The 17,269-nt window shown below is 42.0% G+C and carries 15 protein-coding genes; 10 read left to right on the forward strand and 5 right to left on the reverse strand.

The annotated features are described in order from the left end of the window. The 5 genes from KI742_RS17950 to KI742_RS17970 all read right to left on the reverse strand — a co-directional run bounded on the left by KI742_RS17950 (position 1) and on the right by KI742_RS17970 (position 6,814). On the reverse strand, positions 1 to 660 hold the full coding sequence (locus tag KI742_RS17950) for an HAD family hydrolase (protein ID WP_050914464.1): 660 nt from the start codon (positions 658 to 660) through the stop codon (positions 1 to 3). After that, a complete protein-coding gene (locus KI742_RS17955; protein ID WP_285385082.1) occupies positions 644 to 2,263 on the reverse strand; it encodes an aldolase catalytic domain-containing protein in 1,620 nt (539 codons plus the stop codon). Before KI742_RS17955 ends, KI742_RS17950 begins: the two co-directional genes overlap by 17 nt. A gap of 63 nt (positions 2,264 to 2,326) precedes the next feature. Then, positions 2,327 to 3,304: a Wzz/FepE/Etk N-terminal domain-containing protein gene (locus tag KI742_RS17960; RefSeq protein ID WP_285385081.1), complete on the reverse strand. Its 978-nt coding sequence runs from the start codon at positions 3,302 to 3,304 to the stop codon at positions 2,327 to 2,329. Between the two features lie 224 nt (positions 3,305 to 3,528). Further along, the gene (locus KI742_RS17965) at positions 3,529 to 6,231 is read right to left on the reverse strand and encodes an SLBB domain-containing protein (protein ID WP_285385080.1); all 2,703 of its coding nucleotides are present in this window, start codon (positions 6,229 to 6,231) and stop codon (positions 3,529 to 3,531) included. 64 nt (positions 6,232 to 6,295) lie between these two features. Further along, a complete protein-coding gene (locus KI742_RS17970) occupies positions 6,296 to 6,814 on the reverse strand; it encodes an outer membrane beta-barrel protein (protein ID WP_017820722.1) in 519 nt (172 codons plus the stop codon). Between the two features lie 404 nt (positions 6,815 to 7,218). Between KI742_RS17970 and KI742_RS17975 the strand changes: the two genes are divergently transcribed. From KI742_RS17975 to KI742_RS18020, 10 genes are all read left to right on the forward strand, one after another. Next, a complete protein-coding gene (locus KI742_RS17975) occupies positions 7,219 to 7,437 on the forward strand; it encodes a hypothetical protein (RefSeq protein WP_285385078.1) in 219 nt (72 codons plus the stop codon). 69 nt (positions 7,438 to 7,506) lie between these two features. Further along, entirely contained in the window at positions 7,507 to 8,187 is a 681-nt protein-coding gene (locus tag KI742_RS17980) for a YjbF family lipoprotein (RefSeq protein WP_285385077.1), read from the forward strand. Further along, positions 8,184 to 8,942 carry a capsule biosynthesis GfcC family protein gene (locus tag KI742_RS17985; protein WP_285385076.1) on the forward strand — a complete coding sequence of 253 codons (759 nt, stop codon included), beginning with the start codon at positions 8,184 to 8,186 and terminating at the stop codon, positions 8,940 to 8,942. Before KI742_RS17980 ends, KI742_RS17985 begins: the two co-directional genes overlap by 4 nt. After that, entirely contained in the window at positions 8,939 to 11,131 is a 2,193-nt protein-coding gene (locus KI742_RS17990; protein WP_206970512.1) for a YjbH domain-containing protein, read from the forward strand. The genes KI742_RS17985 and KI742_RS17990 overlap by 4 nt, the downstream gene beginning before the upstream one ends. Positions 11,132 to 11,279: 148 nt before the next feature. Beyond that, a complete protein-coding gene (gene rfaD / locus KI742_RS17995; RefSeq protein ID WP_005379462.1) occupies positions 11,280 to 12,221 on the forward strand; it encodes an ADP-glyceromanno-heptose 6-epimerase in 942 nt (313 codons plus the stop codon). 126 nt (positions 12,222 to 12,347) lie between these two features. Beyond that, positions 12,348 to 13,337: a lauroyl-Kdo(2)-lipid IV(A) myristoyltransferase gene (lpxM, locus tag KI742_RS18000; protein ID WP_005384797.1), complete on the forward strand. Its 990-nt coding sequence runs from the start codon at positions 12,348 to 12,350 to the stop codon at positions 13,335 to 13,337. Beyond that, complete coding sequence (gene waaF / locus KI742_RS18005) at positions 13,334 to 14,392, forward strand: lipopolysaccharide heptosyltransferase II (protein WP_285385074.1); 1,059 nt, start codon at positions 13,334 to 13,336, stop codon at positions 14,390 to 14,392. The genes lpxM and waaF overlap by 4 nt, the downstream gene beginning before the upstream one ends. After that, complete coding sequence (waaA, locus tag KI742_RS18010; protein ID WP_285385073.1) at positions 14,386 to 15,657, forward strand: lipid IV(A) 3-deoxy-D-manno-octulosonic acid transferase; 1,272 nt, start codon at positions 14,386 to 14,388, stop codon at positions 15,655 to 15,657. The genes waaF and waaA overlap by 7 nt, the downstream gene beginning before the upstream one ends. Then, positions 15,654 to 16,379 carry a glycosyltransferase family 25 protein gene (locus tag KI742_RS18015; RefSeq protein WP_285385072.1) on the forward strand — a complete coding sequence of 242 codons (726 nt, stop codon included), beginning with the start codon at positions 15,654 to 15,656 and terminating at the stop codon, positions 16,377 to 16,379. The genes waaA and KI742_RS18015 overlap by 4 nt, the downstream gene beginning before the upstream one ends. Then, a complete protein-coding gene (locus tag KI742_RS18020; RefSeq protein WP_285385071.1) occupies positions 16,376 to 17,257 on the forward strand; it encodes a glycosyltransferase in 882 nt (293 codons plus the stop codon). Before KI742_RS18015 ends, KI742_RS18020 begins: the two co-directional genes overlap by 4 nt. Positions 17,258 to 17,269: the final 12 nt, after the last annotated feature.

Genomic DNA, 17,269 nt, shown 5'->3' on the forward strand with positions numbered 1-17,269 from the left:
TTAGAATCTCACAGTTGAAAAGTCATCGATAATCAAGTGCTGTTGCAAGTGACATTGCTCAATCATCTTCTCTTTTACATTGGAATAAGGCGCGTAAAACACAAAGTCGATGTGGTTCTGTTGGGCTGATAACATGTCGGATTCAGCATCTCCAAACATGACGGCATTTGTGCTGTTTTCTTGCTTAAGAATATTGCGGATAAGCTCAGCTTTTGGCGTTGGTGAGCCAAACACGCCATCAAAGTGAGTATCAAGACCTCTCTGGACAAAAACGTCTCTGAGTTCACTTTGCTCCGAGCCACTTGCGACGTATCGTTTACCTTGGCACTGCTCAAGAAACGACATAAAGCCGGGCGTCAGCTGCGCCGTTAAGTATAAAGTACGGCACTGTTTGGAGAAGTCTGCCAAAATCCGTTGCTCTAGCTCACTTCTTTTTTCTTCTTCAATCGTTAGGATGCTATCTAGAAAGTGAGCAACGTGGTGAAAACGAGACTTTCCAAAGTTATGGCGGAAGTAATCAACACACTCCGCAATGAGGTCTTGAGCTGAAAAATGCGCCTCCAGCGCATTTTTCATAGCTTCGATTTTCAATTGATTGGAATCTAAAATGACGCCATCACAATCAAAAATGTATACCTCGTATTCACTTAACAGGGGCATAAACAGAGCCTTTAGCAATCGGGTAGCTAGTTGGAGTCAAAGAGGTAATTTCTAGGCTTTTCTCATGAGCATGGTAAAGATTCAATATGTCTACCATCTCTTGTTGACGGACATCATCTTGAGCATAGCCATCAAAACCAACCACTGAAATCGCATTCACGTTGGATTCCAGTAAAGCACCAAGAACGTAGGCCGTAGTAATGTCATAAGGGGTCGTCGTGTAAGTGCCTTGAGTTGCAAACGTCTCTTTTACCACTTCAAGTCCGTAATCAATTAAGTTCACACCTTCAAGCTCTGACAACTCAGAAGTCGTAAAGCGGCACTTTGGAAGGATGATTGGTTTATCTAACCCTTTGTATAGCTTTGACTCTGACAAGAACTTTGAGTTGTGAGAAATAGCGTAGTAATCCACTAACTCAGGGGCAATATGCGCTGTTGTATTGATTGAGATTACAACCGGTTGAGTGTTCTTAATGTACATCTCAATCGCTGATGCGTACTTCTCTGTATTTGGCGCATTCGCAATAATGAGAACGTCTTTGCCATCAAAGAGACCTTGTGCGTCTTGGCTTCCAGTCACTTCAGCCTTACTGTCAGAGAAGCTCAGCGCCGTATCAAGTACCGCACCGTTGTACGATGTTGTACCTTCTAGTTTACTAAGGTAGTCAATCGCACCAATGATTTCGTCAGTGCCATAGTGGGTGCTAGACAATAAATTCTGAATGTAAGTCGGATGCACATCATTTTGAGCACCCAAGAAGTACAACAAGTTGCTGCCCCAACCATATTCTTTTTGCATCGCCTCAAAGTGGCGAATCACCAATTCATAGATTGGCTTTGGTTGGTATTTAGAGTCACCTTTATCTAGGTAAGCTAACAGACTTTCCGTTTGAGTATTACCTGCACCGCGTCCCATGCCAGTCACGGTTGTATCTAGCCAAGAGACACCGGCTTCCATTGCTGAAAGAGTGTTATCTAAGCCTTTACCCATGTTGTTGTGAGTGTGGATACCCATAGGACCCGTCCAATGAGTACGAAGCGCTGTTACGATACGTTGGACTTCTTGACCATCCATGTTACCTAGTGAATCCGCAAAATAAAGGACATCGAGACCTTCCCAGCTGACCGCTTGACGGGCTTTATCTGCAATTACGTCATCAGGCTTACCGCCCGCTTGCATAAGGTTGAAACCTACGATGTAGCCCAGTTTTTTTAGGTGAGCAACGATAGGTGCTGAAAACTCCACCTCATTGAAGTGTGCAGCAACACGGACTAAGTCAACTTTACTGTGAGCTGCTGGCACGAATAGCGCATCAATTGCTTCTTCAATTGGCATGCCGGATTCAAGGATAGTCTTGGCATCAACCATCACACCATACGTTGGCCCTTCTGGCAGAGTCAATGTATTGATGAAATCTTCTGTCGTGTAGGCGAATGCGCCTAGAAAGCCTGATTTAGCGAAGTTACGTAAACCTAGTTCAACGTAGTCGATGTTCGCGCTTGCTACGCTGTTTAGGTACTGGGTTACGACTTCTGGGTCAAAATCCCAGTTATTGTAGTAGCCACCGTCACGAAGGGTACAGTCAAGAATGGAAAAGTTCATAGCATTTTCTCTTTTTTAAACTAATTTGATGAAGTCAGAAATTTAACGATACATATCAATGGTTCAAACGTCTTTATCATTGGTAAATATAAATCTAATCAAGACGATCCCAATACCAAATAAGCCACCTAACAATGTACCAAAGACACATATTAAAGCTCTGCTCGGCTCCGCCTTTAACTCCGGAGCAACTGCAGGGTCTATAACCTTGAAAACAAACTCCTCTTGTACCTCAGCTAACATTAAGCTTTTAGTTTGCTCTTCAATAAGTTTGTAAAACGTACTCTGCATATCTGCTACTGCCGTTTTTTGTAATTGAGCATTTAGGTACATAAGATTCTGGGAGGTTTCGTTGATCGCCCGCTCTCGCATTACTTTATTAATGTCATCTATTAACCAAGAGACCCATTTTTGCGCTAAGTAAGGAGATAAAGATTTAACGGATAATGTATATAAACCAGAATCCTTATCTTGGACAATTGAGAGGACTTCTTTAGTGAAAACCTCATAAACCTCTTGAGAGGTCGGCTCAGCCCCTCTTAGGCCTTCAGGCTTTCTCAACCATTGTTGAGTCTTCGAATCAAACAAGTCCTGATCAATAATCAACTTATTATCATTCAAACTCCACTCTGTCGCGGCCATTAGCGGAACGAGAAGATCATGCCTTTTGACAAATGAATCCACAAATTGTCTTGATTTCATGACCTGAATAGCAAGCTCTGTTTGAGAACTTTCCCCAGCATTTAGGTTGACTCCAGCAAGAGCTGCAAGGCCACCAAACTGACCAGCCATTTTAGATAAACCGCCACCATTAGAGTTTTCAGCTGGGGCTAACAAAGCATCAGCTTTATAAATATTAGGAAGACTCAATGAATAGAACACAGCGCCTAGAGCAAAAACAAATGATATTGCAACGACCATCCACTTTCCTCGCCAAACGGCTCTGAGCAACTCGTTGAGGTCGATTTCGTCTCTCATTTTTGGCATTGGCTCTGGAGGATATGGTAAGCATTTGTAAGACTTATCTTTTTTTAACTCCATTGAAAATATTTTCCTATTTCCTCAAATCGTACTCTTCATGAAACTAACCATAAAGCGCTAATTTTTTTCAATAAAAATCAAAGTAGCAAGAACCTTTAACGATACTTGCAAGATTTAAATATTTAAAACGACAAACATAGTAATTGTTTTATGTTTACTGACAGTTAACTTCCTTGCGACGGCAATTACGAAAAAGACCCTAGAAGCTATCTAGGGTCTTCGATTTACTTCAGAGCATTGATCGCTACACCTGTTTGATACAAGATTTGCGTCGCTGCCGTCCAAGTACTTAATGCATCGCGGTAATCAGTATCTATTGGAACAACAATGGTATCGCCCGCTTTTAGCTCTTCATTATTGTTACCAAACCAGTAGCCAGACGTTGGCTTGTAAACCGAGCCGTCTGCACGCACAACAAAGATACGATCTTCATCCGCTTGCTTCTTGGCACCACCAGCTTTGTTTAGGTAGTCATTCACATCTAACTTGTTATCCAGCAAGTATGTAATTGGAACTTGAACTTCGCCCATAATTGAAACGGTGTTTCGGAAAGTAGGAACGAACAAGAAGTCACCATCTTCTAACATAAAGTCTGCTGAGCGTTCTCCCTTTAAGATACGGTTTAACTGTACCACCATACGGCCAAGTGCTTTGCTGCGACTTGCTTCCTCAACAAATGCTAACGTTTTTTCTGGATCTGAAATTACAGAACCTATATTGCTATCTGCTCGGAACGTTTTCTTCGCGGTTTCTTTACGCATATCCGCTGCGTATTGATTTAAGAGCTTCTGCTCTTGTAAGCGCAATGCTTCACGCGTAAATATTGCTCCTTGAGGATGAGCAAACTCGGTTAGACCGCCCGCTCGCTCCAATAACTCATTCAGAGTTTCACCTTGGCGCACGGTATAGGTTCCAGGGAAACGAACTTCACCCTGTAAAGTGACTGTGCTTTGTAGCTTCACATTAGGCTTTTCTAGGATGTTCAAACGATCTCGGCCTACAATAATTGCATCGTCCGAAACGCTGCCTTGGATTGCTTTACGCAAATCAATACGTTCAACATCAATATACGCACGCTCATCCGTACTATTAATCGCGGTTCGCGCTAGTTCTGCATTAATTGTGAATGCGTTGTAAGTCAAACCACCTGCTGCTTCAATAAGCGTTGAAACCGTCATTCTTGGGGTAATCGGGTAGCGTCCTGGATGCTTCACTTCACCAAAGACTTCAGCAATTTGAGGAGCTAACCCCAAACGAGACTGTTGCTGAAGTTGTAACAATACAGGGGCAAGTAAAGTGCGACGAGTGTTTTGCTTCAGCTTTTCAAAGTATTCCTCTGTAATCTCTTTACCACGGAAAATGATTTTAGCTGGTTTCGCCTGCTCTTTGGCGTTCTGGTTGTTCAGCATACCGTTTTCTGAATGCGAAACGGCAACAGAAGAACTCATCACTTCTTGTTCTTTCTGTTGTTCTAGTTCAGCTTGCTCTTGCGCTTGTTCTAGCGTTTTTGCTTTTGAAAAAGACTCTTGCGTTGCTAATGTATCCAAGTCTTCGTTGTTAAAGCGGTTGAAAACTAATATACGGTCTCGTGAGTGTAACTTAAGGTTATCTTGGCTACCTGGCGATAGAATTGCGTTGGCTAAACTTAGCTGGAACACTTCAATATCACGTTGCGGATTAATCTCTCTTACCACAACGGCATAGTTAACATCAGCTGTAGAATTAAACGCTGAGTCAACAGATTTAAAAAGATCAGCAACACGAAGACCATTGCGCCATTCCACATAGCCAGGATGACGAACATCTCCCTCTATCTGTACGTAACGAGTAAGCTCTTCGCTTTTTTTCAAGATCTTGATGGCATCGCCATTTTTAACTTTACTCTGTCGATCTTGCGTTTTATTGAAATCAAGCGTCAGAGCCTCACGAGCGCCATGTGAAGCATAGCGTTTTATCTCCAATTGCTCGACATGGGCATTCGCAGTAAAACCACCGGCCATCTGAATGAGTTGTTGGTAAGTTTCACCTGCCTTGACTTCATAAATTGCCGGACGGTTGATCTCGCCTTCTACAGACACTGTATCGTTAACAGAACCAATTAAAACAACATCATCCGGTAGCAAGCGCACATCATTACTTGCATCACCTTTTAGTAAAAGGTCATACATATCCAACTTACGAATAATTTTCCCATCACGCTTTAGCTGAATATCTCGCAGAGCCCCACTTTCACCAAAGCCGCCGCTGTAATAGATAGCTTGTGAAATTGTCGTCAATGCGCTAACCGTGTAGGCTCCTGGTTTATATGCATCACCCATGACAAACACTTGCATGGTGCGCAATTCACCCAATGAGATATCACTGCGCACACCAATCATTTGTTCTTTTACACGTTGCGTAAGAGAGTCTCGAACATCAGAAAAGTGCATGCCAGCAACGTTTACTGGTCCAAGTGAAGGGAAGTTGATTGTGCCTGCGCGATTTACACGTAAGCGATGTGTCTCGTTCTCCTTACCAAACAACTGCACAATGATTTCATCACCAGCCCCCACAGTGTAATTTGCTGGCACAGGAACATCACTGATCGGAGCAAAGGTGCTTGGAGAACCAGCAAAAAGATCTAAACCAAAGCGTTTAAGCTCTCCCTGCTCACCTTTTTTGAGCCATTGTTCTTCGACATTGGAAGATACAGCGCTACTAGCTTCAGTTCTAGGTTGGATTACTTGCGGATTTTCGTAAGGAGACTTGTTTGAAGATGAACTAGAAGGAATGGAGAAACCATACTTACTCGCCAAGGCCTTTTGTTGGTCGGCGGGTAGATTTTGAAACATTTTCATTTGTTCTGGAGTGGGTGTTTGTGCCATTGAATAAGACGCAAACGTACTTGCCAATATAAAAGCGGCAATAGAGAAATATCCTTTAAACATGGTATGTCACTATAATAATTGAATAAAAGACCCTAGCCCCAAGTTTGAGCTCTAGGTATTTAAATTAGAAACGGTGCTGAAAACCCAATGTAATCGAGTTAAGGCGAACTTGGTCTTCAGAGACGTTATCAACGAACTCAAATATCACCGCGCTTTGGTTATTTAAAGCGTAGTGCATACCTAACCCAAAACTAAATCCTTGTTCTTTGTGAGAACCTACATTTTGTAGATCAAGCTGAACGCTTGAATACCCAGCTAAACCATAAAGTGCAACTCGCTCTGAAACCGGCATATTCAACTTAACAAAGCCGCTCAAAGCGCTATCAACGGCAAGACCACTGTCACGTTGAACTGATGTCCCATAACGTCCTTCGAGACCAATGTAGTCATTAAAGAAGTACCCTGCTTGCGCACTAAGAAGGAAAGGACTCCCCTCTTTTACGGACTCAGAAGACGAGCTTTTCAATTCTGCATTTGAGTAGCTCACTAACGCACCAGCATAAAAATCGGCTGACGCTGAAAAAGAACTCAGGCTCAAGCCCAGTGCACCAAGTATTCCCAAACAATGCTGCTTTCTTATCACGTAAAAGTCCCTAGTACTGGTAATAATATGGGCTGCCAAAGCAAAGTTAAGCGTGCTATGCAGGCCATTAAATACTGAAGAGTTGGCACGCTACCGCCCTGAGGCGTTGAGCGTAAGCCACTGTATCGCTTTCTATATGGTGTAAGTAAAAACGACCTATTTCCTCCAAACCTCTAGTTCTGGAGGAAATAGGTCGACAAATTATGCACTCTTGATAGTTTATCAGCAAGCAAGGGAGCAAGATAACCGCGCAATGTCACGCTGGTGTTAGAAATGAGATCGAAAGCCATGGCAAAATAAGAAACTATTTACATGCTAAGGCTTTTTTATCTAGAATATAATTTGGAGCATTTTTTATGCTACCAAACATCGATGTTTTTATACCGGATACACAAGGATTAATAATGAAGAATACAGCTCTAGCTATTCTTATGGCTCTAAGCGCAACAACTGCATTTGCAGCAGATGAAGCAGGCTCAACAGGCACAGCTTCTGCGTCAGCAACTGGCACTACAGCTGTAGGTGTAGGCGCAGCAGCAGCAGTAACTGTAGTAGCAGTTGCAGCGTCAGATAGCGACTCAACATCTACTTCAACATCTACTTCTACTTCTACTTCTAACTAATTTCGTTTTGTAGAACAGAAGCCAATCGCCCTGAATGACTCAGGGCGATTTTATTTGTAAGAGGGAATAATGAATATCTTCCGAATACCTAAATGGATACGCCAACTCCTCATTCTTCCACTACTCCTTGTACTCTTTGGCTGCACACAGAAATTCAATGATGTTTCAGCAACCGTCCAAGAAGCCTACGGTAACTACATTGATGTCGAGATGACACCAGAAGAAATCAATGCTATTCCATATGCCAGTGCCTATTTGAAACTTGGAAATCAAAAACAGGTGTTTGTTGTTTTAGCTTTTGCGGAACAAAACCAACTCAGCGGCAAAAAACAACTGAAATGGGTAAGCGCCGATAAAGCTATGATCGTTACAGAGAATGGGCACATCGTCAAAACGATTGGTCTACAGAGTGGGGACTTAGCAGGTGTTTACGGTGACGTTCCAGATTTTTCTTTAGACTCAACCTCTGTCAAATACACACTTTCATACGATTGGGTAACACAATACCGTTATGGCTTTCCTGCAAATATAACGCGTTCTTACTCAGGCCAAGAAACGTTAACAACACCTATTTCTAGCACTATGACCAACGTATATAAAGAAGTTGTTGAGTTTAGCAGTATTTCTCAATCGGTCGAAAACTACTATTGGGTCAATGAACAGGGTCAGGTCGTTAAAACCTTACAACACCTAGGGCCAAATATGATTCCGGTTGAGTTAACCATTTTGAAGGGATATAGCAAATCATGAGCAAGCAACTACTCACATTATTCGGTTTGGTCATGCCGCTTTTGAGCATGCCTAGCTTCGCTCAAACAGAAACCTCTGCTATGCAACCATTAAATGTTGAATTGCTAGAAGCAGGCAAACGGCTACAATTTCAAGGGCCGGCTCGTTTAGAAAGTGTGTTAGCACTTGCTAGGGAGCAAAGCGTCTCTCTGCAATACTCTCTTGGTACCACTTTGTTTGATAAATCGGAACGCGCCGAGAAAACCTCTACCGCTTTAAAGAACTCGGTGCTCAATCAAATGATTCAACACAATTTGGTCGCACATCCATTCTACAAGTTCATTCAGCAGCAAAGCTTTGCACCGCGTTTACTGTCTGCGATAGATGTTGATAAAATTCGACTAAATAAATTCGACAACCCACTGTTGCGCGGCAATTTCCTGCTCGCAAGCCCTCTGCGCGAAGAGAAAGTGTATTTCTTGGGAAACCTAAATAGCGTGTATTCTATTAAAGAGCAAGCAGGCATCCCTTTGCAGAAAAAAATAGAGAATTTGAAAAGTAGCATTGGTACATTATCAACACCACCAGTGTTGATCTACCCAGATGGTCACGTAGTTAAGCCACATCATGGAGCTTGGTTAACAGCACAATATTACTTACCGCCTCTGACATTGGTATATATTCCGTTTGGTGATCTTGAATACTCCGAAATGGACCAAGATATTATCCGCCTACTCACTCAATTGATACCAAATTCCAAAAAGAGACCACAATGATGCCAATTAGAAAAAGCTTAACCCTTTCTTTAATGGGCCCTGCATTGGTTTGGGCTCAAGATATACCCTTTGAGGCTCCCTCGTTACAGCCTTCTCAATCTGATTTTGGTGGTGTTGGTTTAATGCAGATGCCAACCGGACGTATGGCTCCTGAAGGGGAATTCAACTTTTCTGTAACAGGTAGTGATGAGTACCTTTTTTACAATGTGACTCTGCAACTCATGCCGTGGTTAGAAACAACCATCCGGTACACACGAGTCCACGATCTTCCTTATTCGTCATCCTTCCCCGATGTTGACAATGAATATACAGACAAGGGGATAGATTTTAAATTTAGATTATGGGAAGAATCTGAATACATGCCAGAAATTGCCCTAGGAGTGAGAGACTTTGCTGGTACAGGCCTTTTTGATGCTGAGTTTATTGCAGCGACAAAACGATATTCTAATTCGAAATTAGGTACTTTTGATTTTACTTTGGGTATGGGCTGGGGCTACCTGGGAACTAGAGATACGGTCACAAATCCTTTTTGTAAAGCATCAGACAAATTCTGTGATAGGCCTTCCGAATTTCTATCTACAGGAGGAACAACTAACTTCGATAGAGCCTTTAAAGGCCCTGCTGCACTTTTTGGTGGTATTGAATATCAAACTCTTCATAAACCACTTCGCTTCAAGCTTGAATATGACGGTAACGATTACAGCACAGACTACCCAGTTGTTCAGGCCGGTGTAGATATGTCTCCCCACACACCATGGAACTTCGGTGTTCTCTACCGTCTAGGCATGGCCGATTTTCGTTTAAGTTATGAACGCGGCGATACTTTAGTAGCAGGCTTAACGCTAAACACTAATTTCAATGACATGCCATCATTCTGGCGAGACACACCAACCCCAGAAGTGGAAGATAACCAACCCAAAGAACTGTCTGATGTTGATTGGGAACGTGTAACAGAAGATTTAGACAAAATTGCTGGCTATCGAAACACGCGTGTTTATGTTGATAACAATACAGTAACTGTCGTTGGTGAGCAGAAAAAATATCGTGACCGTACAGAGGCACACGAAAAAGCGGCAGCTGTACTCCATAATGAAATGCCTGACGATATTGATACCTATGCGATCAATGAACGTAGCCGAGGCTTAGTCGGCGAACAAACGATTATTTCCAAAGAGAAATATCGCGACTTTGCCCAAGTTAATTACATCAATCCGAAAATAGAAGATGCAACCTCAAGGGCTACTACTAAGCCAATGGGAGAATCTGTCTACGATGGTTTTGAACGTTTTGATTGGGGCTTTGCACCTAAACTAGTTCAAACTCTCGGAAACGCTGAAGATTTCTATCTCTTTAGTGTAGGGCTAAGCGGTAATGCCTCATATTGGCTGACGGACAACCTTGAAATTGGCGGTTCGTTATACTGGGATTGGTATAACAACTACGATAAGTTTATTTATGTCACTCCACCTGATGGCACTACTGTTCCTCGTGTTCGCACCATGTTCCGCGCTTACCAAAATGAACATGCTGTAACCATGTCAAACTTACAATTGACTTGGTTCCAAGAGTATTCCGATACGATGGATCAGCAATTCTACGCGGGCTATCTGGAGAGTATGTTTGCTGGAGTCGGTACCGAGTTTCTTTACCGTCCACAAGGAGCTAACTGGGCGATTGGCGCTGACGTCAACGTAATTTCTCAACGTGATCCACAAAGTTACTTCGGTGTTTACGATGAGAAATGGCAAAACGTGCCAGAATATGGACGTCCGTTCCAAGTTATTGATAAAGGCTTCACTGGTTTTGTATCTGGTTACTACTACCCTCAATGGGAATTCCTACAAGATTTGATGATCCAAGTCGATGTTGGTCAGTTCCTAGCTGGAGATGTTGGTACACAAATCAATGTTTCTAAGCAGTTCAAGAGTGGCGTAATTGCTGGTGCCTTTGCGTCATTTACAGACTTGTCTGCGGATGAATTTGGTGAAGGTAGCTTTACCAAAGGTTTCTACTTGTCGATTCCATTTGACATCATGACCGTTAAGCCAAGCAACAATCGTGCGAACTTTAGTTGGCAGCCTCTTACTCGTGACGGAGGACAGAAACTCGGACGTAAATACAGCTTGATTGAGTTGACCGACGAGCGAAATCCTTGGTATCAAAGGCCTAACCGTTCGGATGTGGAATAATAAAGTAATCAAGGGAGCTGCGGCTCCCTTTTTCATATCTAGATACTGAGTCATAGAAGACTCAAACCTATCTTCCTGCTTCCAATAGCGCTACTTTTCGTTTCTTGCTAGAATTCCTGAGAAAATTTTAATCTATGGTGGAAGTTCTATGATCATCGTAACTGGTGGCGCTGGCATGATCGGCAGCAACATTGTTAAAGCACTAAACGAAGCTGGTATTAACGATATCCTGGTTGTCGACAACCTAAAAAATGGCAAAAAGTTTAAGAACTTAGTTGATCTGGACATCACAGATTACATGGATCGTGACGACTTTCTGACCCAAATTATGGCGGGCGATGATTTTGGTCCGATTGAGGCAATTTTCCACGAAGGTGCTTGTTCTGCAACGACTGAGTGGGATGGTAAGTACATGATGCTAAACAATTACGAGTACTCTAAAGAGCTGCTGCATTACTGTTTAGATCGCGAGATTCCATTCCTATACGCTTCTTCAGCAGCCACTTACGGCGATACAGAGACTTTCGTTGAAGAACGCGAATACGAAGGCGCATTGAATGTATACGGTTACTCGAAACAGCAGTTTGATAACTACGTTCGTCGCCTATGGCAAGATGCTGAAGAACATGGTGAGACCCTTTCTCAAATCACTGGCTTCCGCTACTTCAACGTATATGGCCCACGTGAAGACCACAAAGGTAGCATGGCATCAGTTGCGTTCCACCTAAACAACCAACTTAACGCAGGTGAAAATCCTAAATTGTTCGCGGGCAGCGAATCATTCAAACGCGACTTCGTTTACGTTGGTGATGTATGTAAAGTTAACCTGTGGTTCTTAGAAAACGGCGTATCAGGCATTTTTAACTGTGGTACTGGCCGTGCTGAATCTTTTGAAGAGGTAGCAAAAGCAGTTATCAAGCATCATGGCAAAGGCCAAATTGAAACCATCCCATTCCCTGAGCACCTAAAAGGCGCTTACCAAGAATTCACACAAGCGGATCTGACCAAACTGCGCACCGCAGGTTGTGATGTTGAATTCAAAACAGTTGCAGAAGGCGTTGCCGAATACTTAACTATCCAAAACAGTTAAGCACCACAAGGTGGTAGAACCATAACCTGCCACCTTTACTCAAGTGCAATAGCCTGTATCATTCCTAACTATCTTTTTCTCATTTAAACTACTTCGCCCGTACACGAATAGGTAACTAGACACGCCATGACCATAAAACGTGATGACTTCGACCCCAAAGCATATAACCCTGAGTTTAAGCGCCACTTTCTGTCGCCTAAGTACTGGGGCACGTGGTTAGGTGTTATCTTATTTTTACCGTTATCATTAATGCCACTGGGTTTACAAAAGTGGTTGGCGAAAACCATAGCCAAAAAACTGTCTAAATCCCACAAAGGTCCAGCTCATCGAGCGAGGGTTAACTTTGAGCTGTGTTTTCCGGAAAAATCGTTCCAAGAACGTGAAGCTTTGATAGAAAAAACACTCTACACAGCGGCCATGTTCTTTTTTCGCTTCGGGTTACTAAGTTTACGCTCACCAAAATGGCTTCAGAACCGTTGCCAAATTCGCGGCCTAGACATTTTACGACAGCACATTGATAGCAACGAAAATGTAATTTTAATGGTTCCCCACTCTTGGGCTATTGATGTGCCTGCTATCTTGCTCGCTTCAATGGGAATGCCGGTTTCTGCGATGGCAAAGAAACAAAAGAATGATGTTGCTGACTGGCTGATGCACAAGCAAAGAGTTCAATATGGTGGTCGTGTTTATGAACGCTCAGGTGGCATTAAGCCTTTTCTGAAGTCTATTCGAGATGGCTATGTAGGGTATTATCTACCCGATCAAGATCACGGCCCAGAGCATAGTGTGTTTGTAGATTTTTTTGCCACACGTAAAGCAACACTACCTGGTTTAGGCAAAATTGCGAAACTATCACGCTCAAAAGTACTGCCTCTATTTGCGTCGATGAACACTGAAGATGGTACGTTTGATATTGAGATTTTACCAGCGTTTGAGCTGGATAAAGGCGAAGAGCAAGACGCTCGTACCTGTAATGAAGCCATTGAATATTTTGTCGGTGATAAACCCGAACAATATATGTGGGTACTACAGTTGCTGCACTCTCAAGAAGACGGCAATAACTATTACAATATCTTCAAGCCTAGATATGATACTGATTGGCAAGTAAATAAATGAAAAAGATTTTAATTATTGGCCCTGCGTGGGTCGGCGATATGGTAATGTCGCAATCGTTATATATCGTATTAAAGCAACGCCATCCAGATAGCCAAATTGACGTTATCGCTCCAGGATGGTGTAAACCGATTCTTGAGCGTATGCCAGAAATCCATCAAGCGATTGAAATGCCTATCGGTCATGGTGAGTTTAACTTATTAGGCCGCAGTGAAATTGGCAAATCATTACGTGAAAAGCAATATGACCACGCCTATATCTTGCCTAAATCAGCGAAATCGGCACTGATCCCATGGTTTGCCAACATTCCTCTTCGTACTGGCTGGAAGGGAGAAATGCGCTATGGTTTATTGAACGACTTACGCCCTAACATGAAGTCTTTTCAGTACATGGTAGAGCGCTATGTAGCGTTAGCTTATCCAAAAGCAGAAATGGTGGATTCTAACTCTCTCGGCGGGCTTGAAACCTTGCCTCGCCCACGCCTTGCAATCAACGCGGCAGAGCAACAAGCCACGATCAAAAAGTTCAACTTAGCCCAAGACCAACCAATTATCGGACTATGCCCAGGAGCAGAGTTTGGTCCCGCAAAAAAATGGCCCGAAACACACTACGCTGAAGTTGCGACGCAAATGGCTCGATCTGGGCATCAAATCTGGTTGTTTGGTTCTCAAAAAGACTTAGAGACTTGTAACAATATCCGCGCACTTGTTCCGACGCAATTCCATGAGGGCATTCACGTTCTAGCAGGCCAAACCAGCTTAATTGAAGCGGTCGACTTACTTGCTGCATGTAAGACTGTTGTCGCGAATGACTCAGGCTTAATGCATGTGGCAGCTGCGGTTGGTTGTAATGTTGTTGCAGTGTATGGCTCAACTTCACCGAAGTACACCCCCCCACTCGCAGAAAAAGTGGAGATTGTTCATACCGATATTGATTGTCGCCCTTGTTTCCAGCGTGAATGTCAGTACAAACACCTTAAGTGCTTGACAGAACTTTCGCCTAAGCAAGTGCTAGATAGTATCCAAAAACTTGACGCCATTACGATAAGCTCATGTTAGTTCGTATTGTTTATACCTTACTACTCGCTCTAGCGTCACCGCTGCTTTTATTTGGTTTGTACAAGAGCAAACCAAATAAGCCTAAGTTCGGCTCTCGCTGGAAAGAGCACTTTGGTATCACTCCCAAGCTAAAAAGCAACGACAAACCTATTTGGATACATGCCGTATCTGTTGGTGAAAGCATAGCAGCAACACCTTTAATTAAAGCCCTTAAGGAACAAAACCCCGAACAATCTATTCTAGTTACTACAACAACAAGTACCGGAGCTGAACAGATTGCTAAGTTGGGTGATTTAATTGAACACCGCTATATGCCAATTGACTTTGGGTTTGCTATCAAAGGCTTTCTTAAAGCAGTGCAACCAAAACAGATGTTGATCATTGAAACTGAGCTGTGGCCAAACACGCTTCACAATGTTCACAAAGCGGGTATCCCTATAACTGTCGTGAATGCGCGCCTATCTGAAAAATCGTGTCAGAACTACGCCAAAATACAGCGGCTTTTTAACCAGCTTCATCCATGCCTAACCCAAGTACTCTGCCAAACGGATTCAGATGCAGAGCGCTTCGAACGCTTAGGCGTTGAGAAAAAGAAACTATCCGTTACTGGCTCGATTAAGTTCGATATTCATATATCAGAGCAAGTGAAACAGCAAGGACAGCAGCTTCGAGCCCAGCTTGGAAAGGATCGTCCAATTTGGATTGCAGCTAGCACCCACAAAGGCGAGGACGAACAGGTATTAGATGCACATAGACAAGTTTTAAAATCTCATCCAAATGCTTTACTCGTTTTGGTTCCTCGCCATCCAGAACGATTTGATGATGTATTCACGCTTTGCCAACAGCAAGGATTTAAAACTGTGCGTCGTACTTCAACGCATGCAGTAAAGACGAATACTCAAGTATATCTCGGCGATACAATGGGTGAGATGCTAACGTTGATGGGCGCAGCGGACATCTGCTTTATGGGCGGTAGCCTAGTTGGAGATAAAGTCGGTGGGCATAATGTGCTAGAGCCCGCAGCACTGGGAGTACCAGTAATCACGGGACCAAGCTATTACAACTTCCAAGATCTGGTTGTTAAGATGCTTCATAAGAAAGTTATCAAACTGATTGAGTCACCTAACGATATGAGTCTAAAGGTTGAAGCTATGTTTCAAGGTGCGTTAGCAAAAAGTATCGTTCAAGAAAACCTCCTTAGCTTTGTCAAAGATAATGTTGGTGCGCTAACTAAGACAATTAGATGTATTGAGAGTATAAAATGAAAGTTTTTGTTATTAACATGAAACGCTCAGTTGATAGAAGAGCTCGTATGGAAAATGCACTCAACAAAGCCAACATACCATTCGAATTTATAGAAGCGATAGATTCCTCTGCGCCAAACTTTCTATACTCTGAACGTAGCAATGATGATCTTACTCGAAAACGATTTGGCTATAGGCTAGTTGAGAACGAAATTGCTTGCTTCTCTAGTCACCACCTAGCCTGGGAAAAGTGCTTGGAGCTAAACGAACCAATACTGGTTCTAGAAGATAACTGCGACTTATTACCTGAGTTTTTTGACGTGTTTTCACATTTCGACACATTAGCGGAACAATACGACTTTCTAAAACTTGCTGCAACCAAGCCTAAATCATTTAAAGTCATATCTTCAGTTAATAACAAACTTAATATTGTACGCTTCAACAAACGCACATGCGGCATTATGGGATATATTCTAACTCCACATGCTGCTTCGAAATTCATAAAAAACGCAACTCAGTTTATAGAACCTGTAGATGACTACATGGAAAAACCGTATAAACATGGTGTATCCACGTATGTTTTAAGACCAGATATTGTCAAAAGAGCCGATATTCCCTCAACAATAGGCAGTTCTCGAAAAGATAAATCTGGTATCACCTCATGGAATAAGCTCTATATAGAAATATTTAGGTTATACGAGCAACTTTCTGATTTTCTATATAACCTTGAGAATAAAAAATGAGTAATAACAATCCATTAGTCAGTATTATAGTTCCTATATATAATGTAGAAGAGTATTTACCTGAATGTCTAGATTCCGCTGTACAACAAACATATAGAAATATAGAAATAATTGCTATTATTGATGGCTCTCAAGACAATAGCATAAACATTGCTAAGCAATATCGAGATGAGGATCCTCGAATAAAAGTCATAGAGCAAACTAACCAAGGGCTATCAGCAGCGAGGAATACAGGGATCAAAAACTCTCGTGGAGATTTTTTGTTTTTTCTAGACTCAGACGACTGGTTAGAAAAAGATGCAATTGAGAAATTATTGTTGCATTCTACTGGATACGATATTGTTTCAGGAAGAGTAACTAAGTTTTATCAAGAAGATAAAAGATATGAAGACTATCGAAAGAGAAGAATTATAGGGAAATTAGATTTGGACAAAAAATTTTTCTCCTTAGAGTTCGTAGTTTGGAATAAATTATATCGAAAAGAAGTGCTTGACAATATATGGTTCGTACCCGGATTAATTCATGAGGATGAAGAGTTTTATTGGCAGGTATTTACTAAAAAATTAAGAATATACTCTATCTGTGACAATGTCATATTTTACAGAATTAGAAAAAATTCTATAATGAATAGTAAAGTTAATGATGTTAATTACCAAAATAATTTTGTGAAAATCATTGACTCTGCATATTCTACTATGAAAGGCAGTAACAAACTCAAGTATAGTTTTTACAAAACAGCCATTAAATATTTAAGAAAGCTAAAAAATGAATCAATACCATATGAAAAATATGAAAAACATATAAAGTCAATGTACAACATTAGTGATTCATTTTTATTCAGAATAAAAATGAAAATATACAAAGTATTTAGTGGTTAATTATCGTTTCAT

Source organism: Vibrio sp. D417a (assembly GCF_030248595.1).
Lineage (GTDB): Bacteria > Pseudomonadota > Gammaproteobacteria > Enterobacterales > Vibrionaceae > Vibrio > Vibrio alginolyticus.

Excerpts from the sequence above, each read along its gene's own strand:
- KI742_RS17980 (WP_285385077.1), top strand. The coding sequence starts at position 7,507 with ATGAATATCTTCCGAATACCTAAATGGATACGCCAACTCCTCATTCTT.
- KI742_RS17965 (WP_285385080.1), bottom strand. The coding sequence starts at position 6,231 with ATGTTTAAAGGATATTTCTCTATTGCCGCTTTTATATTGGCAAGTACG.
- KI742_RS17950 (WP_050914464.1), bottom strand. The coding sequence starts at position 660 with ATGCCCCTGTTAAGTGAATACGAGGTATACATTTTTGATTGTGATGGC.
- rfaD (WP_005379462.1), top strand. The coding sequence starts at position 11,280 with ATGATCATCGTAACTGGTGGCGCTGGCATGATCGGCAGCAACATTGTT.
- lpxM (WP_005384797.1), top strand. The coding sequence starts at position 12,348 with ATGACCATAAAACGTGATGACTTCGACCCCAAAGCATATAACCCTGAG.
- waaF (WP_285385074.1), top strand. The coding sequence starts at position 13,334 with ATGAAAAAGATTTTAATTATTGGCCCTGCGTGGGTCGGCGATATGGTA.
- KI742_RS18015 (WP_285385072.1), top strand. The coding sequence starts at position 15,654 with ATGAAAGTTTTTGTTATTAACATGAAACGCTCAGTTGATAGAAGAGCT.
- waaA (WP_285385073.1), top strand. The coding sequence starts at position 14,386 with ATGTTAGTTCGTATTGTTTATACCTTACTACTCGCTCTAGCGTCACCG.
- KI742_RS17990 (WP_206970512.1), top strand. The coding sequence starts at position 8,939 with ATGATGCCAATTAGAAAAAGCTTAACCCTTTCTTTAATGGGCCCTGCA.
- KI742_RS17955 (WP_285385082.1), bottom strand. The coding sequence starts at position 2,263 with ATGAACTTTTCCATTCTTGACTGTACCCTTCGTGACGGTGGCTACTAC.
- KI742_RS17975 (WP_285385078.1), top strand. The coding sequence starts at position 7,219 with ATGAAGAATACAGCTCTAGCTATTCTTATGGCTCTAAGCGCAACAACT.
- KI742_RS17960 (WP_285385081.1), bottom strand. The coding sequence starts at position 3,304 with ATGGAGTTAAAAAAAGATAAGTCTTACAAATGCTTACCATATCCTCCA.
- KI742_RS17985 (WP_285385076.1), top strand. The coding sequence starts at position 8,184 with ATGAGCAAGCAACTACTCACATTATTCGGTTTGGTCATGCCGCTTTTG.
- KI742_RS18020 (WP_285385071.1), top strand. The coding sequence starts at position 16,376 with ATGAGTAATAACAATCCATTAGTCAGTATTATAGTTCCTATATATAAT.